Below are 19,516 nucleotides of genomic sequence, written 5' to 3'. Positions count from 1 at the left end.
CGAATCGCCTGGCCAGCATGGAGTTGTTTCATGTCGTTAAACCCTGATATTGCCGCATTTCTTGAACTGGTCGGTGCCGGCCGTGACAGCGGCAAGCGCACGGCCATGCATCAGTTGACCCCACAAGCCGCTCGTGAACAGTTTGATCAATCCTCCCAGTTGATGATGGCTGACTGCGAGGAGCTGCCACGGGTTGAAACCCTGTCGATTGCGGTACGTGATGGCAACCGACTGGAGGCGCGTTTGTACAGCGCTACGCCGCCTGGCTCGACCCGTGCCGCGCTGTTGTATTTTCATGGTGGTGGCTATGTGGTTGGCAGTCTCGACTCACACGATGCGCTGTGCCGCTCGTTGGCGGCCCGGGCCGGTTGTGTAGTGATTTCCGTGGGTTATCGACTGGCTCCGGAGTGGGTGTTTCCCACGGCGGTTCACGATGCACAGGATGCATGGCACTGGTTGGTACAGGAGGCTGGTGCCCTGGGGATCGATCCGGCGCGTCTGGCCGTAGCTGGCGACAGTGTTGGCGCCAGCCTGGCCACGGTTCTTTGCAACCAGTTGGCGGCTGATGGGCGCCAGGTCCAGCCGTGCTTGCAGGTGTTGATCTATCCGGTGACCGATGCGAGCCGCCCGACCGCTTCGTTGGAGCGTTATGGCTCGGGTTATCTGTTGGAGAAGGACACGTTGAGCTGGTTCTACCAGCATTACGCTGGCGAGCACAGTGATCGTCTGGACCCGCGTTTTTCACCGCTATTGGCGCAGGTTCCGTCTAACGTGGCGCCGGTGTTGCTGGCGGTGGCTGAGTGCGATCCGTTGCACGACGAAGGGGTGGCGTATGGCGCCCATTTGAAACAGGCCGGCGTGGCGGTTGATGTAAAGGTTTATGCGGGTATGACCCATGACTTTATGCGTATGGGGGCGATTATCGACGAGGCTGAAGAGGCTCTGGAGTGGATCGCCGAATCGTTACGGGTGGCTTTCGCGCGCCACTGATTTAGTACGGGACTCCCTGGCAGGAGCCGGCAAGCCGGCGCCTACAGTGCCTGCCAGCCGCCTCCCAGTGCCTTGTACAGTGCAATGCTTGCCCCCAGTCGCGCCTGACGCAGTTGCACATTCAGGTCCTGGGCGGCATACAGTGTGCGCTGGGTCTCCAAGACCGTCAGCAAGTCTTCTGCGCCGGCCTCATAGCGGCTCTGGGCGATGCGAAAAGCGGTGAGCGCCTCACTCAATTCCTCGTGCTGCCACTGGCGCTGTTCGTCCAGCCGGCGAATGCTGCTCAGGGCTTTTTCCACGTCGGCGAAGCCATTGATGATCGCTGCGCGATAGGTGTGCAGCAGCTCATCCTGGCGCGCAGTGGCCTTGTCGCGTCCGGCGCTGAGGCGGCCATTGTTGAAAATCGGCGCGATCAGCCCGCCCGCGAGGTTGTAGAACGGGTTGCGCAACATATCGGCCGCCCGGTTGGCACCAGAGCCAAGGTTGGCGGTCAGGGTGAGGGTGGGCAGCATGGCGGCGCGGGCGACGATGATATCGGCCTGGGCAGCAGCCAGTTGCGCCTCGGCACTGGCGACATCCGGGCGGCGGCTGAGCAGGTCGCTGGGCACTCCGGCGGTAATGCTTGGCCAGCGCAGTTGGTCAAAGGGTTGATCTGTGAACCGCAGGGTCTGCACGGGTTGGCCGAGCAGGGCAGCCAGACTGATTCGGGTTTCTTCGGCGCGTTGGCGCACTTGCGGCAGTTGCCGTTGTTGTGCGGCCACCAGGCTCTTTTGCTGTGCCAGCTCCAGGAGGGTGGCAGAGCCGGCGTCATGACGGGTCTGTACCAGCTTGAGGACGCTCTGTGCATTGCCCAGGTTCAATTCGGCGATGCGTTGTTGTTCATGCAGCGCCAGTAATTGGGTGTAGGCCATGGCGACGCTGCTGAGCAGGGTCAGTTCTACCGTGGCCCGGTCGAATTCGCTGGCGCGCACTGCCAGTTCGGCACTGTCGCGTGCGGCACGCTTGCCGCCCCAGAAGTCGATTTCGTAGGTGGCGGTGAGGTTCGCGCTGAAGGAGTCCACTGTGTCTTTGTTGCTATTGCTATTTTGTTGGCTATTGCCCGTGCCGCGCAGCTGTTTCTGCCGGCTGGCGTTGAGTCCACCCTTGAGCTCGGGCAGCAGTGGTGCGCCGGCGACAACGGCGTCGGCCTGGGCCTGGCGTACTCGGGCCATGGCGCTAGCCAGGTCATGACTCCCGCTACGGGCCTGTTCGATCAGTTGGTTGAGCTGCGGGCTGGCGAAGGCGGTCCACCATTGCCGGTTGACTGCCAGGGCGTTGGCCTGGCTTGCCGTGTCCCAGGTGGCAGGTGCTTGCAGGCCGCTATCCGGGCGCTGTGCCGGGCTGCTGCACGCGGCCAGCAGCAGGCTGGCGGCGATGAGGGTCAAGTGCGCTTTCATAGGGCGATCATTCACTGGTAAGGGCCGTGACCGGGTCGAGCCGGGCTGCTTTGCGGGCCGGCATAAAGCCGAAGATGACGCCAGTGACCAGCGCGCAGGCGAAGGCGCCAAGGGCGGCGGGCAAGGAGAAGGCGACGGCCACGCTGCTGAGGATCAGCCCGCCGCCGACCAGCAGGGCCAGACCGATCCCGGCCACCCCGCCAACCACTGTGAGCATCACCGCTTCGGTGAGGAACTGACGCAGGATGTCCCGCTGCCGCGCACCGGTGGCCATGCGGATGCCGATTTCCCGGGTGCGTTCGCGTACGGTCATCAGCATGATATTCATCACGCCGATGCCGCCCACCAGCAGCGAGATGGCGGCAATCGAGCCGAGCATCAGCGACAGGGTGTTCTGGGTTCGTGCTTCGGCCTGGATCATTGCGGCGTTGTTGGTCAGTTCAAAATCACGCTTGCCGTTGTGCAGGCGCAGCAGCAGCTGGTCGATGGCTTTTTCGGCCTCGTGTACCTTGCGCGCATCGGCGGCGGCAATCACCACGTACTCGGGGTTGTAGCTGCCAAACAGGCGAATACTCGCGGCGGAGTAGGGGATGGCGATACGGTCGTCGCTGTCCTTGTCACCGGAGCTGGCACCTTTTTCGGCGAGCACGCCGATCACCTGGAAGGGCACGTTTTCGATCAGGATGTACTGGCCGATGGGGCTGGGCAGATCCTTGAACAGCTTGTCGCGCACCCGTTTGCCAATCACCGCGACGGTCGCGGCGGCGCGTTCGTCCGCTTCGGTGAAGTAGCTGCCCTCGACCACCGGCCAATTGAAAATCGCCGGGAAGTTGGTGTCGTTGCCGCCGACATAGGCCATGTGGTCGACATTGCCGAAACGCACCCCGGCCTCCGCGCCATTGACCGGCATGATGCGCTTGACCTGGGGCAGGGCGGCCATGGCGGTGACGTCGTTCATGGTGATAATGCCGGGCGGTGTGCGCGGGTTGGGCGCCGAGCCGCTGACATAGAGAATGTTCGAGCCAAAGGCGCCCATCTGCGCCATGACCTGGCGTTTGCTGCCTTCGCCCACGGCGAGCATTACCACCACCGAGGCCACGCCGATAATGATCCCCAGCAGGGTCAGGGCCGTGCGGAAGCGGTTGATCCACATGACCCGCCAGGCCGCTTGCACCGCGTCCAGCAGTTCGGCTTTCCAGGCACCATTGTGCTCGGCGCCGTCGGCCAGGCGTTGGCGCAGGTCTACCGCTTGCAGGGCCTTGGGGTTGGCTTCAGTGGCGGGCTGGTTGCCGGGGTTCGGGGTGTCGCTGATGATCAGGCCGTCGCGGATCTCGATGATGCGCTTGGCCCTGGCTGCCACTTCGCGGTCGTGGGTGATCAGGATCACTACGTGACCCTGGCTGGCCAATTCGTCGAGCAGGGTCATGACCTCGGCGCCGCTATGGCTGTCGAGGGCGCCGGTGGGTTCGTCGGCAAGAATGATATGCCCGCCATTCATCAGGGCGCGGGCAATCGACACCCGTTGTTGCTGGCCTCCGGACAGTTGGTGCGGGCGGTTGCCGGTGCGCTCGGCCAGCCCCAGCCGGGTAAGCAGGGCGGCAGCACGGGCATGACGTTCAGCGGCGGGAGTACCGGCATAGATTGCCGGCATCTCGACGTTTTCCTGGGCCGAGCCGGACGGGATCAGGTGATAGCCCTGGAACACAAAGCCAAAGGCCTCGCGGCGTAGCCAGGCCAGTTCGTCGGTGTCCAGTTGGGCGACGTTCTCCCCGGCGAACAGGTATTGGCCGACGGTAGGGCGGTCGAGGCAGCCGAGGATGTTCATCAAGGTCGACTTGCCGGAGCCGGAGGCCCCGACAATCGCCACGAATTCCCCGGCATGGATCGACAGGTCGATCCCGCGCAGTACGTCGACCTGGGGCGCATCACCGCCACCGTAGGATTTGCGGATGTCCCGAAGTTCGATCAGCGGCGTCAACATTCAGCCTCCGCTGCTTTGGGCGGGGCCGATCAGCAGGTGATCGCCTTCGTTGAGGCCGTCGAGGATCTGGATGCGCAGGCGGTCACTGATACCGACCCGCACCTCACGGTCTTCGATGCTGCCGTCCTTGGCCACCACGCGGGCCAGTTGCATGTCGGGGCGGGTGCCACCTTGCAGGGCTGCGACCGGCGCGGTCAGGGTATCGGTGACGCGGCTGGCGACGAAAAACACCTGGGCGGTCATTTCCGCCATCAACGCGTTATCGGCATTGTCGACATCCAGCAGCACGGTGTAGAGCACCACGCGGCCGCTGCCACTCTTGCTGGAGCTGCTAGGGCTGCCGCCGCCCTGGCTGGTTTCGTTGAGGGGCTTGGGGGGCACCGGCAGGATCTGGCGCACGGTGCTGGTCCAGCGCCGATTGCCACCGCTCAGGGTGGTGAAATACGCCTGCATGCCGGGTTTGACATGGCCGATATCCGCTTCCGAGACTTCCGCCCAGACGGTCATGGGCGACAGGTTGGCGATCCGCAGGATCAGCGGCGTCTGTTGCTGGCTGTTGAGGGTCTGGCCTTCGCGGGCATCCACGGCCACCACTGTGCCGGAAATCGGCGCATAGATGCGCGTGTAGCCAAGCTCGGCCTGGTCGACCCGCAACGTGGCCTGGGCCTGGCTGATCTGGGCCTTGAACATGTCGATGCGCGCCTGGGTCGCATCCAGTTCGGCCTGGGCGGTCTGTACGTCTTCATCGCGGGTGGCGCCACCGGCAGCCAGGCGTTGCTGGCGCTGGTACTTTTGCCGCGCCAGGCGGTTTTGCGCGTGCTGCTCTTGCAGTTGTGCCTGCAGGTTGGCGACGGAGTAGCGGGTGGCGTCGAGTTTGGCTTGTTGGGTGGCGGGGTCTATCTCTACCAGCAGGTCGCCTTCCTTGACCTGGGCGCCGGCTTCAACGTGAATCTTGCGGATCTGCCCGGACGCCTGGGCACCGACATCGACGTAGCGTCGTGGCTGCAGTGTGCCGAGGGCGGTCACGCTGCTTTCGATATCGCCCCGGTGTACTTGCAGGGTGGCAAATTTATCCCGGCCGGGCGGGATCAGTTGCCAGGCGGCGAAGGCGGCCACTGGGATCAGGCAAAGTGCTGCCAGCAGCGCGCGCCGGGTGTGTCGGGGACGGTTCATGCACGGGTTCCAGCCAGGAAAGTTCGGACCGCAGTTCAGTCGAGCACCGGTAGTGGGCATGAGGCCAGCCGAGGTGACGACAACTGCGGGAAGCTGTCAGGTAAACGAGGTATTTGCCCTGAAATTTAAGTGCTCTCACGCGCAGTTACAGCTGCGTGAATGGCAACTCCTCAATGGCAAGCACTACGGATGTCTTCAAATCTATATGAGAATCACTATAAATTAGACAGCCTCAAACTGCTATCACTGGATGCCTGGGCAGCCGCGTCTGCGCTCAGGTGGCCTGTAGTGCCATCACCTGTCGCTGGACACTTTCGCGACCCAACATACGCACCAATTCGTACACCCTCGGGCACTGCATGAGTGCCCGCCGGATGTTCACGAAAAATGAGCGGAGAACTGCTCACGCCGTAGTAATGACAGGCAACGGGGTTTCAGCGTTACTCCAAAGTCGCACGCTATATTGCAGCTGACATATTGTGAAAGCCACCGTCGACAAAAATTCGCTCACCGCTTACACCTGTCGACAAGTCAGAAATCAAGAAAACTGCAACATTTAAGATTTCATCAATCGAGGGTATTGCTGCGGGTAGCAATTTATAACGCTTGGCCAATTAGATGCCCGAGGGTCTTGTAGTCTCATATCGGTGTGCGTCGCAATATGCTCACTGAGCAGCGCAATGCAGTTTGAAGTGCCGAGGAAACCCATGATTTTAATCCATTAAAAGAGGGCAGTAGTGGCTTCATGCCAATAAATGCGAGGATCTATATAGATCCCCTTGACGCTATGCGACAGCAGTCAGGCTATAAAAAACTTATTTCGCAGGAGCGTTATCAATTAGATGATTGCTCTGGAAGTCTGGTGACTTAGGCATTTCTCGCAACCAGGAGGGCTAGGCCCGCCCCTCCAAGAAGTGAGCCACAGACTCTATTGAATAGTTTTTTTGCTTTGGCACCGGCAAGCCAGCGCTGGAGGTGCAGCCCAAGGTATGCATAAATCGCAATGGCGATCCATTCGAGGACTAGAAACATGGCTCCTAGCGTTATAAATTGTGCAGAAATATGTTGGTCCGGCACAATGAATTGAGGTAGGAATGCTGTAAAGATTAAAATCGCTTTTGGATTTCCGATTGCAACAAGAAATTCCTGGCGTATTAGTGTAAAAATTCTTACCTTGGCTCCAGTTTCTGTTTGCGCAACGGTAAAACCTTCACTGGTCCATAATTTATAGGCCAGATAAATCAAATATACAGCTCCGATAGTTTTTATGATCGTGAAGATTGTTTCCGATGCGAAGATAACGGCGGCAAGTCCGACAGAAGCCAAGGCAATCATTATCGCAAATGCAATCAGCCTCCCAATTCCGGCAAAACAAGATGCCGAGAAGCCATGGTGGGCCGCGTTATTAATTGAGAGAAGGTTGTTTGGACCGGGCGCTAGATTTAAAGCGAAGCAAGCCGGTACAAAAAGCATGAGTGTCGACAAATCCATTTGTTAACCCACCTGTGAAGATATGCAAATTTAATCTTTGTTTTTTTTACAATCGGTTGCGGCCTATGTCAAGAGGCATTATTCCAGTTTTTTTGCGATTGTTGAAAAAAACGGTGTTGTATTTACGGGATTGAGGGAGGTGTCCTAGATTGAAATATTTCGCCTTCAAAATATACTGGTTAGGGTAAGCAAACACGCGCTGGATACTCTTAAAGCCGATTCGTTCCTAGCGAAGCCCAACCACAGAAGTACCAAAGTACTTTTTCAGCAGATCAAGGCCGAGGGTAGTGGGGGCGGCGAATTTCAAGATGCACCTTGCGTAGATTTGCTCAATAGCCAAAAGCTCGTCACCGCATGTGTCATGCAAGCTTCCTGTTGCGCAAAGTTCAAGGTGTGTCTCATTCGAAGATTGCCGAACCCCGGGCTATTCCCCGCCGGGGTCGAGCAGTACATGGTCTGGGCAATGAAGCGTTGCTGAATGGGCGAGTGGGAGCGCCACTGAATAAGGTGCACGCCTTAAATTTTTTTTCATTGTCCTCGTTTCCTATCAACACATGGCCTGTTGTTCAGCAGGCCGCCCAGGCTTTCCGCCCCACTGCCACGGGGCTTATCCAGAGGACACTGGAATGACACAGGCAATTGCATCGCCCGCGGTTCACGACCTGATCGGTATTGGTTTCGGTCCTTCGAACCTGGCGCTGGCCATCGCCCTGCAAGAGCGCGAGAAAGCCCAGGGCAAGCTCGATGTACTGTTTCTCGACAAGCAGGCCGACTACCGCTGGCACGGCAATACCCTGGTGAGCCAGAGTGAATTGCAGATTTCTTTCCTCAAGGACCTGGTGACCCTGCGCAACCCCACCAGCCCTTATTCGTTCGTCAACTATCTCAAGGCCCACGGGCGCCTGGTGGACTTTATCAACCTGGGCACGTTCTACCCGTGCCGCATGGAGTACAACGACTACCTGCGCTGGGTCGCCGGGCAATTTACCGAGCAAAGCCGCTATGGTGAGGAAGTGCTGGCCATCGAGCCGATCCTGCATCAGCAGCAGGTCGAGGCGCTGCGGGTGATCTCCCGCAATGCCCAGGGCGAGCAACTGGTGCGCACCGCGCGCTCGGTGGTGGTCAGTGCCGGTGGTACGCCACGGATTCCCGAAGCGTTCAAGGCGCTCAAGGATGACGGCCGGGTGTTCCACCATTCCCAGTACCTGGCGCGTATGGCCCAGCAGCCGTGCGTGGAGGGTAAGCCGATGCGCATTGCGATCATTGGCGGAGGGCAGAGCGCGGCCGAGGCGTTTATCGATCTGAATGACAGCTTCCCCTCGGTGCAGGTGGATATCATCCTGCGTGGCTCGGCCCTCAAGCCGGCCGATGACAGCCCGTTCGTCAATGAAGTGTTCTCCCCGGAATTCACTGACCTGGTGTTCCAACAGCCCAGCAGCGAGCGCGAACGCCTGGTCAACGAGTACCACAACACCAACTATTCGGTGGTGGACCTGGACCTGATCGAGCGTATCTACGGGATCTTCTACCGCCAGAAAGTCTCCGGCATCGCCCGTCACGCATTCCGCACCCTGACCACCGTGGAAAAAGCCAGCGCCGGGCCCCTGGGCATCGAGTTGCTGGTACGCCATAACGCCACCGGTGAGACCGTGATCAACCACTACGACGCCGTCGTGTTGGCCACTGGTTATGAGCGCCAGATGCATCGCCAGTTGCTGGCGCCGCTCGAAGCCTATATGGGGGACTTTGAAGTGAGCCGCGACTACCGCGTGGTCACCGACGAGCGCTGCAAGGCGGGCATCTACATGCAGGGCTTCAGCCAGGCCAGCCATGGCTTGAGCGATACGTTGCTGTCGATCCTGCCGATTCGCGCCGATGAGATTGCCGCGTCGCTGCATGAACATGATCGGCGCCTGGGCCAGGGGCGCTCGGTGCGTGATTTGCTGCTGGCAACCGCGAGCTGATACCAGCGACTGATCGCTCCCGCGCCTGTGGGGGCGATTGCTGGCTGAACCCTGGCTGAAGAACTTGCCGATTCGCCGTCCTGTCACTTTCCTCCCTCAGACTGCGGGCGTAAGCTGCGCCGGTTTTCATCCATAGCGCAGACTTTCGTGAACAGACTTTCGAGTGACAGTTGTCGACCAGGCTTGGCCAGCTGACGCGCATCTCCATGCCGTTGCCTCGCCGATAAAGCGAGAAGCGGTATTTCGGTGGCGAACCATTCTGGTTCCTGCTTTATCCCCCTTTTCTCGACGCGGATCCTGCGGGCAGACAAAGGGAGATTCATCATGCAAGCCCTCAATAACATCAATCTTGATTCCTTGATCGACACCGTGGTCAGCCTCAGCGCGGCCTTTATTCTGGGTGGACTGATCGGCTTTGAGCGTCAGTTCCGCCAGCGCACGGCGGGGCTGCGCACCAACGTGCTGGTGGCAGTGGGGGCGGCGATCTTTGTCGACATGGCCAACCGCCTGGCGGGGGCCGAAGGTGCCGTACGGGTGGTGGCGTACGTGGTATCAGGCATTGGCTTTCTCGGCGCCGGGGTGATCATGCGGGAGGAGGGCAATGTACGTGGGCTCAATACCGCAGCCACACTGTGGACTTCTGCCGCCGTGGGTGCCTGCGCTGGTGCCGACCTGATCCTCGAAGCGTTCCTGGGCACGATGTTTGTGCTGGCGGCCAATACGTTGCTGCGACCGATCGTCAACAACATCAACCGCCAGCCCCTGGATGTGGTGTCCGCCGAGGTCACCAATATCCTCTATGTGATCACCCGGCGTACCCAGCAGCAGGCCGTGATGGCCTTGCTGGAGTCGGAACTGGCGCGCTGTAACTACCCGGCCAGCGATGTCGACGTACGGCCCTTTGGCAGTGAAGAAGTGGAGATCGAGGCCACGCTGGCGGCCAACTCGGTCGATGGTGACGAACTGGATGCCCTGGTGGCGCGGGTCTCCCAATCGGCGCTGGTGGTGCAGGCCTTCTGGAGCCCCAGCACTACCGATTGATGGCATTCCTTGTCGGACCCAAAAAGCCGTCTCCCATCCTGGGTGGCGGCTTTTTCAGTGAAATTGACTACGGCTTAGTGAGGATTAATCCTACGTAAGTGCCGGATTTTCCCTTCGGTCGAAACATTGCTGCGTTGTTAGTGTTGCGTCGTTGCACCTAACCAAAGTCCGTTGAAACGTTCTGTGTAAATTGTGCCGTTGGTCGCAACTGGTACTTCTCACAGGTACAGGGGTTTCGTGTGATGTGTAAGGGTGTTGGCACCTCATGAGATGAGTGGTCGCCAATGAAGCAACTAACCAGTCGTGGTGTCTTCCCAGGGAGTCGCATGAGCAAAGCGTTAATCGTGGATGATCATCCGTTTATTCGTGCAACTGTTAAGTATCTGTTGCGTCAAGAGGGCTTCGAGACGATTTTCGAAGCTGCCAATGGGGCTGATGCCTTACAGATTGCCAGGGAGGAGCGGCCAGATCTGGTCATCCTGGACCTGGCAATGCCCAAACTGGGCGGGCTGGAGGTCATCAGCCGGATCAAGGCATTGGGCCTGCCCTGCAAAATCCTGGTGCTGACCTCCTATCTGGCGGTGTTTTTCTCGACGCGCTGCATGCGCGCCGGAGCGATGGGGTTTGTCGCGAAAACCGGTGAGCTGGATGAGCTGCAAAAAGCCATCAAGGCCGTCATGTCCAACTACAGTTGCTTCCCCAGCCTGCCGACCAGTTCGGTACGCAAGGACGACTTGCAGACCACGGAACAGCAACTGGTAGAAGCGCTTTCCGACCGCGAACTGATGGTCCTGCAAAAGCTGGCACTGGGCCTGGGCAACAATGAAATCGCCAAGGACATGCTGCTGAGTCACAAGACCATCAGTACTTACAAGACCCGGTTGAAGGAGAAACTGCGTATGTCTTCGGTGGTGCACTTGTCCAAGTTCGCCCAGCGCAATCATTTGATCTGATATGTCGACAGTTCTGGGTAAGTGGCTCGCAGCCTTCTGGCTGGCGGGCCTGTCACTCACCGTCAACGTGGCTCTGGGAGAGCCACAGCCCTTGCACTTGCTGGGGCATTCAAGCCTTGATGCTGCGCAGGTGCACCTCAATGAAGCGGACTGGCGCTGGCTCCGCGAGCGCCGCACTCTGGTAATGGGTGTTTCCGCCCCCGATTATGCCCCCTTCGATCTGACGAACAACAACGACGATCTGGAGGGGATCACCGCCGATTATGCGGCGTTGATCGCTCAAGTGTTGAACGTCACCATTCAGGTGCAGCGCTACGAGCATCGAGACGAAGTCATCGCGGCCCTCAAGCGCGGCGATGTGGACTTCCTGGGTACGGCCAATGGCTACGAGGCGGCGGATCGGCAGCTAAGTCTTTCGCGCTCGTATGCTAACGACCAGCCAACCCTGGTGACGCGTATCGATGACAGCCAGGCCCTGAGTGCGGAGCTTGCGGGCAAGCGCCTGGCCATGCTCTATCACTATATGCAGCCCGAGATGGTGGCGGCCTATTACGCCGACGCCTCATTGCAGTTGTATTCGTCGACCATCGAGGCGATTGGCGCTGTGGCCTTTGGCCAGGCGGACGTGTATCTGGGCGATGCGATCAGTACCAACTATCTGATTAACAAAAACCACCTCAATAACGTGCGCATGGCTGATTTTTCCAGCCTGGAGGTCAACCCTTTTGCGTTCGCGGTTACCGGGGAAAATGTCCGGCTGCTGCGGATCATCAACGCGGGGCTGGCGGTGATCCCGGCCAACGAACAAATGGAGATCCTGCGGCGCTGGAGCGCCGGCAACCTGGGGGTTGTTGGTCGCGAACGCCTGCGCCTGAGCGCCAGTGAGCAGCGCTGGCTGGATAAGCATCCACGGGTCAAGGTGACGGCGCTGGACAAATTCCTGCCATTGTCATTTTTCAATGAACGAGGGCAATGGCAAGGCTTGAGTGCCGAGGTGCTGGCCCAGATCAGCTTGCGTACCGGCTTGAAATTCGATGTGGTGCGCGGAGGTTCCTTGCCCCGCCAGCTCAAGCAGGTCAGTGAGGGCGAGGCCGACATGATCGCCCTCATCACGCCGAGCATGGAGCGCGAGGAAAAGATCCGCTTTTCCCGACCTTACCTGAGTAACCCGTTTGTGCTGGTCACGCGCGACGATGACCGCAGCCCGATCACTCTGGACGATATGGCAGGCAAGCGCCTGGCAGTCATCGGCAGTAGCGTGCAGCGGGAAATTATCAGCCGCAGCTACCCAAAAATTGTGCTAGTGGACGTGGAGAATTCCGCGCAGGCCATGGCATTGGTCGCCGACGCGAGTGTTGACGCATCGGTCAACGCTCTGATCATTGCGCGCTACATGATCGCCCATCAATACCGTGACCGCCTGCGCATTACCAGTACGGTCGGCTCGCAGCCGGCGCGAATCGCCTTTGGCGTTGGTCGCGGCCAGTTGGAGTTGTACTCGATCCTGGACAAGGCGCTTTTGAGCATTACCCCCCAGGAAATGGATGAGCTGACCAATCGCTGGCGCAGCGAGTTAGTGATTGAAGACAGCTATTGGCTACGTAACCGCAACACGATTATCCAGGGGTTCTCGCTGGCTGCGGTGCTATTGCTGATCACCCTGGGCTGGGCCATTTACTTGCGCAGCCTGATACGCAAGCGCGCCCAGGCCGAGCGCGCCCTGAGCGACCAGATGCGCTTTATGAGCGTGTTGATCGACGGCACGCCGCACCCGATCTATGTGCGCGACCGTTTGGGCCGCTTGATGGCGTGCAACAGTGCCTATCTCAATGTATTTGGCTTTCATCTTGAAGACGTGATCGGCAAGACCGTGGTTGAGATCGATATTGGCAATCAACCTCAGGCCCAGTCCTACCATGAAGATTACTTGCGCCTGATGGAGCGCGGCGAACCGCAGATTCACGACCGTGTACTCAAGGTGCCAGGGCGCGCGACCCTGACGATTTACCACTGGATGCTGCCGTACCGTGATGCTAACGAAAAGGTCGTGGGCATGATTGCCGGCTGGGTAGATGTCAGCGAACGCCAGCGCTTGCTGGGGCAATTGCAGGAGGCCAAGGAGGGGGCAGATGCGGCCAACCGTGCCAAGACTACCTTCCTGGCAACCATGAGCCATGAGATCCGTACGCCGATGAATGCAGTGATTGGCATGATCGAACTGGCGCTGAAAAATGCCGAGCAGGGACGTATCGATCATGACGCCCTGGCGGTGGCCTCCGACGCTTCGCGCGGCATGCTGGAGTTGATCGGCGATATTCTCGACATCGCCCGGATCGAGTCCGGTCACTTGTCCCTGACCCTGGAACCCTCGAACCTGCGCGAGCTGCTGGCTTCGGTAGCGCGCATCTTCGAAGGGCTGGCACGCACCAAGGGCCTGGTCTTGCAGGTGGCGCTGGACCCGTTGGTCGATCGTTATGTGTTGATCGATCCACTGCGTTTTAAACAAGTGGTCTCGAACCTGTTGAGCAATGCCATCAAGTTTACGGCCCAGGGCCATGTGCGCTTGAGTGCCAGTGGGTCCCCCGCCGTTGCCAATGGCTATTTGAGCTTGCGGCTGGTGATAGAGGACAGTGGGGTGGGCATCAGCGTCGAGGATCAGATGCGTCTGTTCAACCCCTTTATTCAAGGGCGCAACACCGACCAGTCGGCGCGCAGTGGCTCGGGACTTGGGTTGGTGATCAGCCGTAGCCTGTGCGAAATGATGGGTGGCCAGCTGAAATTGAGCAGCGTGCTGGGGCAGGGCACGCGGGTGGAGGTCACACTGCCCCTGGCTGTGGCGGCCTCGGCCGGCGCACCTCCCGAGCCAGTTGCCCTGGAGGCACCGCCAGCCCATGTGTTGAATATCCTGGTAGTGGACGACTATCCCGCCAACCGTCTATTGCTGACCCGCCAACTGAGTTTCCTGGGGCACCGGATCACCACCGCCAACGATGGGGTACAGGGCCTGGAATGCTGGCGGGCCGAGCGCTTCGACGGGGTGATCACCGACTGCAATATGCCGTTGAAAAATGGCTATGACCTGGCCCGTGAAATCCGTGCCGATGAGCTCGCCCGTGGCTTGGCGCCTTGCCTGCTGCTGGGGTTCACCGCCAATGCTCAGCCGGAGGAAACCGAGCGTTGCCTGGCGGCGGGGATGGACGGTTGCCTGTTCAAACCCACGGGGTTGGAGGACCTGCATGCTGCGTTGGCGTCACGTACCGCCATGCCTTCGGTCAATGCCGGGGGGGAAGCTGGCGCGGTATCGGGGTTGGACTTGAGCCGCCTGCTGAAATTGACCGGCTCCGATGTTGGAGCGATCAAGGAGTTACTGACGCAACTGCTCGACAGCCTCGCCGCAGACCGCACGCAACTGCAGGACTTGCTCGAACAAAACGACTATGCCCAGTTGCATGATCTGGCCCACCGTACCAAGGGGGGCGCGCGCCTGGTCGAAGCTGAGGCATTGGTCAGCCAGTGTGAGGCGCTGGAAGCCGCCAGTGAACTGCGCGACCCTCAGGCGTTGGCCTCGGCGGTGACGGGTGTGCAGCAAGCCATTGATCAGTTGCATCAGGCCCTGACGGACTACTGCGATCATGCATAACGGTAGGATTTGGGAGAACTCCTACACGTCAGGGGAACTCCGCTGATTTTTTCGTCCAATTATGTCTGGAAAAGTAGGCCCCTCCTGCTTTCTACGAAAGCTGCCTGCTCAGGGACTTGCCATGCCAACCAAAGCACTGACCATCCTGATTGCCGATGAACAGCACCTGCAACGGTTGCATATCGAAAAAATGCTCAATCAGTTGGGCTACTATCGGATCGTCCCGGTGCAGACCTTCGACGAAGTGTTGATCCTGACCGCTATTCCCGCCGAGCCATTCGACGTGTTGATTATCCATTCTGGCCTGTTCGCCAGTACGGGGGGAGCGCTGGCGTTCCAGAAACAACATCCGCAGGTGCGACATGTGCTGGTATATGACGACCAGGACCTGGAGTCGCCAGTATCCCCCGCGCCTCTGGTCCTGATGCGCTTGCCGGGATCGCTAGACAGCGTCACTCTGGAGCACTTCATGGACATCATTGACCCGCCGTCACCCGCCAACGGATTGCGGGTCTTGCCCTGGCTGCGGGAGCTGGCGCGCAGCCCGGCGGTTTAGCTCAGTCCCACTGCGGCGCAATGCCCTTGGGGCTGGTCAGGCGATGACCACGCTCCAGGCCGGCGACTTGCGCCATATCGGCTTCGCTCAAGGTCAGTTGCACGGCCTTGAGGTTGCTTTGCAGGTTGGCGCGTTGGGTCGAGGACGGAATCACCGCATACCCCAACTGCATCGCCCAGGCCAGGGCCACCTGTGCCGGTGTGGCGTGGTTGCGTTCGGCAATCGCCTGGATCACCGGGTCTTTCAGCACTTCACCGTAGGCCAGGGTCATATAGGACGTAATGTGGATACCGTGGCGCGTGGCGAAATCCACCACAGTACGGTTTTGCAGGTACGGGTGCAGCTCGATCTGGTGGGTGGCGATGTGCTCGGCACCAACTGTGGCGATGGCTTCTTTCATCAGTGCGACGGTGAAGTTGGAGATGCCGATCTGACGGGTCAGGCCCAGGCGCTTGGCTTCGAGCAATTGCCCCATGAACTCGGCGACGGGCACCTGGTTTTCCGGGGAGGGCCAGTGAATCAGGGTCAGGTCCAGGTAGTCGGTCTTGAGCTTGCGCAGGCTTTCCCTAAGGCTGGGGATCAACTGGCCTTCGGCAAAATTGGCGATCCAGATCTTGCTGGTGATGAACAACTCGTCGCGAGGGATACCGCTGTCGGCGATGGCTTGGCCGACATCCGCTTCGTTCTCGTAGATCTGCGCGGTATCGATGACCCGGTAGCCCAGATCGAGGCCGGCGCTGACGGAATCGATGACCACCTGGCCTTGCAGGCGGAAAGTGCCAAGGCCGAATGCGGGAATAGACATGAAATGACTCCTGTGGTGGTGTGAACAATGGCATCGAGTATCGGCCGGGGACACCAGGGGAAACACCCACGATTGTTCAAATGACTCTTGACCACACGTCATGAATGGCCTGACCTCCAGTAGGAGCGAGCTTGCTCGCGAAAAACGTCAACGATAACGCGTGCTTACTGAATGAATGCGGCGCCTGTAAGTTTTTCGTCGGAACGCCGCCCGGAGACAAGCTCGCTCCTACAGGGCGTTGAGTTCGCGCGCCAGGTCCAGCACCACCTTGGCACTGCCGACGTTGGGCACCAGGTGCGTAAACGGGATATTGATCATGCGGTTTTCCCGCACTGCCCGCAGGCGCGACAGCACCGGGTCGCGGGTCAGCAACTGGCGTTTGCGGCTGGCCGGGGACCATACGGCATCGGCCAGCAGGATCACGTCCGGGTCGCTCATCATCAGGGTTTCACTGCTGACCGTGACCCGGTATTGATTGATCCCGGCCAACAGGTTACGCGCCCCGGCGGCGGCCAGCAGGGCGGTGACAAAGCCTTGTCGTCCTTCGCTGTCCAGGCCGTTGACTTCACTGTCGAGGTAAAACACCGACAAGGGTTTTGCCGGCTTGGCGAGTGCCTGTGCGCGGGCGAGGTCGGCGTCCAGCGCGTCAATCAGGTCGCGGGCCCGCTGCGGTTTATGCAGCAGGTTGCCCAACGTCAGCAGGTCATTGCGAATGTGGCCGAAGAAGTCCAGGGAATGCCCGGCACAGGCCGACTCCAGTAGATAGGAGCCTACACCGTTGCCGGCCAGCCCGGTGCGTGAGGTGATGCCGTTGCCAAAGGCCGTGGCAAATCCTCCCACCACCAGATCCGGCCGTTGCCCATACAGCACCTCGCTGGCCGGGTAGCGCGGCGCAATCACCGGTACACCCAAATACTGACCCTGCTGATGCGCGGCACCGTTGTCATCCAGGTACGCCACGCCCACCAGCGTCGGGCCGGCGCCCAGGGCCAGCAGCATGTCGGCGGCGTGTTGGTTGAGGGCGACAATCCGCGACGGTGGCGCGTGGGGCAGGCGCCAATCCTGCTGACAATTGCGGTAGCCGTCAGCCAGGACCGATGCACTCCACAACAGGGCGATGGTAAATCCTCCCAGGCGTTTCATGGGCGCTCCCGGATCAGCAACTCTTCAAGCACTTCGCCGCCGACCAGGTGTACATCCACCAAACGCACGGCATCGGTCTTGCTGCGCACCCCATACCAGCAGCGCTCCGGGTAGACCGTGAGCACTGGCCCCAGGTTGCACGGGAACTGGCAATGGGTACGAGTGAGCAGTACACCGCCGGGTACTTCAATGTGTTGGTGTTCCAACAGGCGCCGGCGCAAGGTCTTCCACAACTGCAAGGCGCCGCGCTGGGTGCAGCGCGGGCCGGTACACAGCAGCACATGGCGGGCATGATCGGGGATACGGGACCAGTCGGGGTGGGTGTCCACTCCGTCGATTTGCGTGATCTCAGTCATCAGAAGCGATACGTATAACGCACCTCGGAAGTGAACGGTCGGCCCAGGTTGTCGACGTTACTGGAGCGACTGGTGACGTAGTCACGGTCGAACAGGTTTTCCACCAGCAGGCTCACCCGGTGTTGATGGGCGTTGTCGAGGTAGCGGTAGGCATCGGCATCCACCACCGAGTAGTGGCCGTACTCGACTTTTTTCGAACTGATCACATCGTGGATGTAGCGGATAGCCGCGCCGGCGCCCCACAGGCGATTCTGCGACTCAAAGCCCACACGTGAACGGGCGAAGAAGCTCGGCACATCATTGATGGTCACGCCGGCACGGGACTCGGTGAGATTGCGGGTCATGTCGGCCTGCAGGCTCCATTGCTTGTTGAGCGCCAGCTTGGCGTCGGCCTCGAAACCGCGCATCTGGATCTGACCCTGGCCGTTGACCCACTGGGCATTGTCGACGGTGATCAGGTGGGTGATCTTGCGCTTGAACAGGGTCACGCTGGCGCTGAAGTCGCGATCGGCCAGCAGGCCCTTGTAGTCCAGGCCCAGCTCGGCGTTGCGGCTTTTTTCCGGCTTGAGGTTACGGTTGCCGGTCTCGTCGCCGGGTTCGTTGACGAACAGTTGCTCGGCGTTCGGCAGCTTGTACGCCGTGCCGTACTGGCCGCGCAAGGCCCAGTTGGCATTGAGGTCATAGAGCGAGGTGAGCATGCCGACGGTGGCACTGTCACCGCCGCTCATGGCTTCGTGGCGCACACCGATGCTCGGGTGCCAGTCGGGCAGGGCGTCTATCTGCGGGCGCAACTGGGTGTACAAGGCGTGGGCCTCGGCCTTGTTGTTGTCGATGACCATCACGTCGTCCTGGCCCTTGAACCACTGGTTGTCAGAGCCGAACACCAGCACATGGCCGCCCTCAAGCTCGGCCTTGCCTTCAGCCTGCACGCCCCAGTCAGTGAAGCCCCAGTAGTCATCGTGATTGCGCACCAGGGTGCCGCCGTCGGCGGTGTTGTTGACCCGTGAGTAGCGGGTGTCCCAATCGTTGATATGGCCCTTGACGAAGTAACTCAACCGCTCGTTGAGGCGTTGCTCGAAGGTCGCCGTGGCAATCTGCTGCACGCGGTCGTTGGTGGTCTTGCGGTTGTTGGTGGCGCCGGCGAAGTCCAGGTTGGCGTCGGTGTACTGGTAAAACAGCTCCAGGCGCGAGTCATCGCCAAAGGACTGGATGGCCTTGGCGCCGAGTGTGGTGACTTCGTAGGAACGTTTCTTGTCGGTGACGTTGCTCATGTCGCGGTTGCGAAACGGCTGGTAGCCCTCGGACACGTTATGGCTGACGTAGGCCAGCAGGCCCAGGTCGCCCAGGCCATTGCTGAAAATCCGCTCGGCCCGGGCATCGCCGGTGGTGCCGCCAAAGGTATCGACGCCCAGGTTGGTCTCGCCGGATACGTCACGGGTCTGCGGGCTGCGCGTGACGATGTTGATGACCCCCGCCACGGCCTGGGTGCCGAACAACAGGCTCTGGCCGCCCTTGAGCACTTCGATGCGCTCCACGGCGTTGGCCGGCAAGGTGTCCAGGTACAGGCCCCCGTACAGGCGGTTGTTCAGGCGCACGCCGTCGAGCAGGATCAGGGTGTCGTCATTGCGCCCGCCCAGCAGGGAGTAGGTGCCGTAGTCGAATGGGCCGTTTTTCGGTGCGACGTAGAAACCGGGGATGAACATCTGCATCGCCCGCGTGATATCCGCGCTGGGGCCGGCGCGCTCGATCTGCTCGCGGGTAACAATCTCGACCTTGCTGCCGTACTGGGCCATGTCGGCCACCGTGGTGGACTCCACCGACGGCGCGGAAACGGTCTGCGGCTTGAGTTCCAGGGCACTGTTGTCAGCGAGTAGCAGGGGGCTGAACAGGCAACCCAGCAGCAGGCTAGGACCTGTTGTGACGCAACGTTGAAAAATCATAGTCTTCCCGAAAGTATCTTCGCAGAAGCACGCAGGAGAAGGCATTG

General features: G+C 60.1%; 15 protein-coding genes. 6 read left to right on the top strand and 9 right to left on the bottom strand.

Translation table 11 applies throughout. The features are described 5' to 3' along the window. Nucleotides 1-30 precede the first annotated feature (30 nt). Nucleotides 31-990: an alpha/beta hydrolase gene (locus KL786_RS22915; RefSeq protein ID WP_215519060.1), complete on the top strand. Its 960-nt coding sequence runs from the start codon at nt 31-33 to the stop codon at nt 988-990. A 41-nt stretch (nt 991-1,031) separates the two neighbouring features. Here KL786_RS22915 and KL786_RS22910 read toward each other — a convergent pair whose 3' ends face one another. From KL786_RS22910 to KL786_RS22890, 5 genes are all read right to left on the bottom strand, one after another. Beyond that, complete coding sequence (locus KL786_RS22910; protein ID WP_215519059.1) at nt 1,032-2,426, bottom strand: efflux transporter outer membrane subunit; 1,395 nt, start codon at nt 2,424-2,426, stop codon at nt 1,032-1,034. A gap of 7 nt (nt 2,427-2,433) precedes the next feature. Continuing rightward, entirely contained in the window at nt 2,434-4,407 is a 1,974-nt protein-coding gene (locus KL786_RS22905) for a MacB family efflux pump subunit (protein ID WP_215519058.1), read from the bottom strand. Continuing rightward, nucleotides 4,408-5,580 (bottom strand): efflux RND transporter periplasmic adaptor subunit, encoded by a 1,173-nt coding sequence (locus tag KL786_RS22900; protein ID WP_215519057.1) that lies wholly within the window; start codon nt 5,578-5,580, stop codon nt 4,408-4,410. 458 nt (nt 5,581-6,038) lie between these two features. Further along, the gene (locus tag KL786_RS29905; RefSeq protein WP_286675761.1) at nt 6,039-6,176 is read right to left on the bottom strand and encodes an SDR family oxidoreductase; all 138 of its coding nucleotides are present in this window, start codon (nt 6,174-6,176) and stop codon (nt 6,039-6,041) included. 271 nt (nt 6,177-6,447) lie between these two features. Continuing rightward, on the bottom strand, nt 6,448-7,071 hold the full coding sequence (locus KL786_RS22890) for a LysE family translocator (RefSeq protein WP_215519056.1): 624 nt from the start codon (nt 7,069-7,071) through the stop codon (nt 6,448-6,450). Between the two features lie 626 nt (nt 7,072-7,697). Here KL786_RS22890 and KL786_RS22885 point away from each other — a divergent pair. The 5 genes from KL786_RS22885 to KL786_RS22865 all read left to right on the top strand — a co-directional run bounded on the left by KL786_RS22885 (nt 7,698) and on the right by KL786_RS22865 (nt 15,225). Then, complete coding sequence (locus tag KL786_RS22885; RefSeq protein ID WP_215519055.1) at nt 7,698-9,035, top strand: lysine N(6)-hydroxylase/L-ornithine N(5)-oxygenase family protein; 1,338 nt, start codon at nt 7,698-7,700, stop codon at nt 9,033-9,035. Between the two features lie 324 nt (nt 9,036-9,359). Beyond that, a complete protein-coding gene (locus KL786_RS22880) occupies nt 9,360-10,076 on the top strand; it encodes an MgtC/SapB family protein (RefSeq protein WP_032857526.1) in 717 nt (238 codons plus the stop codon). A 326-nt stretch (nt 10,077-10,402) separates the two neighbouring features. Continuing rightward, the gene (locus KL786_RS22875) at nt 10,403-11,029 is read left to right on the top strand and encodes a response regulator transcription factor (protein WP_032857524.1); all 627 of its coding nucleotides are present in this window, start codon (nt 10,403-10,405) and stop codon (nt 11,027-11,029) included. 1 nt (nt 11,030) lies between these two features. Next, nucleotides 11,031-14,669: a transporter substrate-binding domain-containing protein gene (locus KL786_RS22870; RefSeq protein WP_215519054.1), complete on the top strand. Its 3,639-nt coding sequence runs from the start codon at nt 11,031-11,033 to the stop codon at nt 14,667-14,669. A gap of 121 nt (nt 14,670-14,790) precedes the next feature. Then, the gene (locus tag KL786_RS22865; protein ID WP_215519053.1) at nt 14,791-15,225 is read left to right on the top strand and encodes a chemotaxis protein CheY; all 435 of its coding nucleotides are present in this window, start codon (nt 14,791-14,793) and stop codon (nt 15,223-15,225) included. A 1-nt stretch (nt 15,226) separates the two neighbouring features. Here the strand turns inward: KL786_RS22865 and dkgB are convergent, their stop codons facing one another. The 4 genes from dkgB to KL786_RS22845 all read right to left on the bottom strand — a co-directional run bounded on the left by dkgB (nt 15,227) and on the right by KL786_RS22845 (nt 19,469). Next, a complete protein-coding gene (gene dkgB / locus KL786_RS22860; RefSeq protein ID WP_215519052.1) occupies nt 15,227-16,030 on the bottom strand; it encodes a 2,5-didehydrogluconate reductase DkgB in 804 nt (267 codons plus the stop codon). Between the two features lie 228 nt (nt 16,031-16,258). After that, nucleotides 16,259-17,173, bottom strand: a complete 915-nt coding sequence (locus KL786_RS22855) for an ABC transporter substrate-binding protein (RefSeq protein WP_215519051.1) — start codon at nt 17,171-17,173, stop codon at nt 16,259-16,261. Further along, nucleotides 17,170-17,529, bottom strand: coding sequence for a (2Fe-2S) ferredoxin domain-containing protein (locus KL786_RS22850; RefSeq protein ID WP_215519050.1), 360 nt, complete (start codon nt 17,527-17,529; stop codon nt 17,170-17,172). The genes KL786_RS22855 and KL786_RS22850 overlap by 4 nt, the downstream gene beginning before the upstream one ends. Beyond that, nucleotides 17,529-19,469, bottom strand: a complete 1,941-nt coding sequence (locus KL786_RS22845) for a TonB-dependent receptor plug domain-containing protein (RefSeq protein WP_252193826.1) — start codon at nt 19,467-19,469, stop codon at nt 17,529-17,531. The genes KL786_RS22850 and KL786_RS22845 overlap by 1 nt, the downstream gene beginning before the upstream one ends. Between the last annotated feature and the right edge of the window lie 47 nt (nt 19,470-19,516).

The organism is Pseudomonas sp. TAE6080, from assembly GCF_018732265.1.
GTDB lineage: Bacteria > Pseudomonadota > Gammaproteobacteria > Pseudomonadales > Pseudomonadaceae > Aquipseudomonas > Aquipseudomonas brenneri.
Note: the sequence above shows the minus strand (reverse complement) of the source record. Positions and strands in the feature narration are given on the sequence as shown.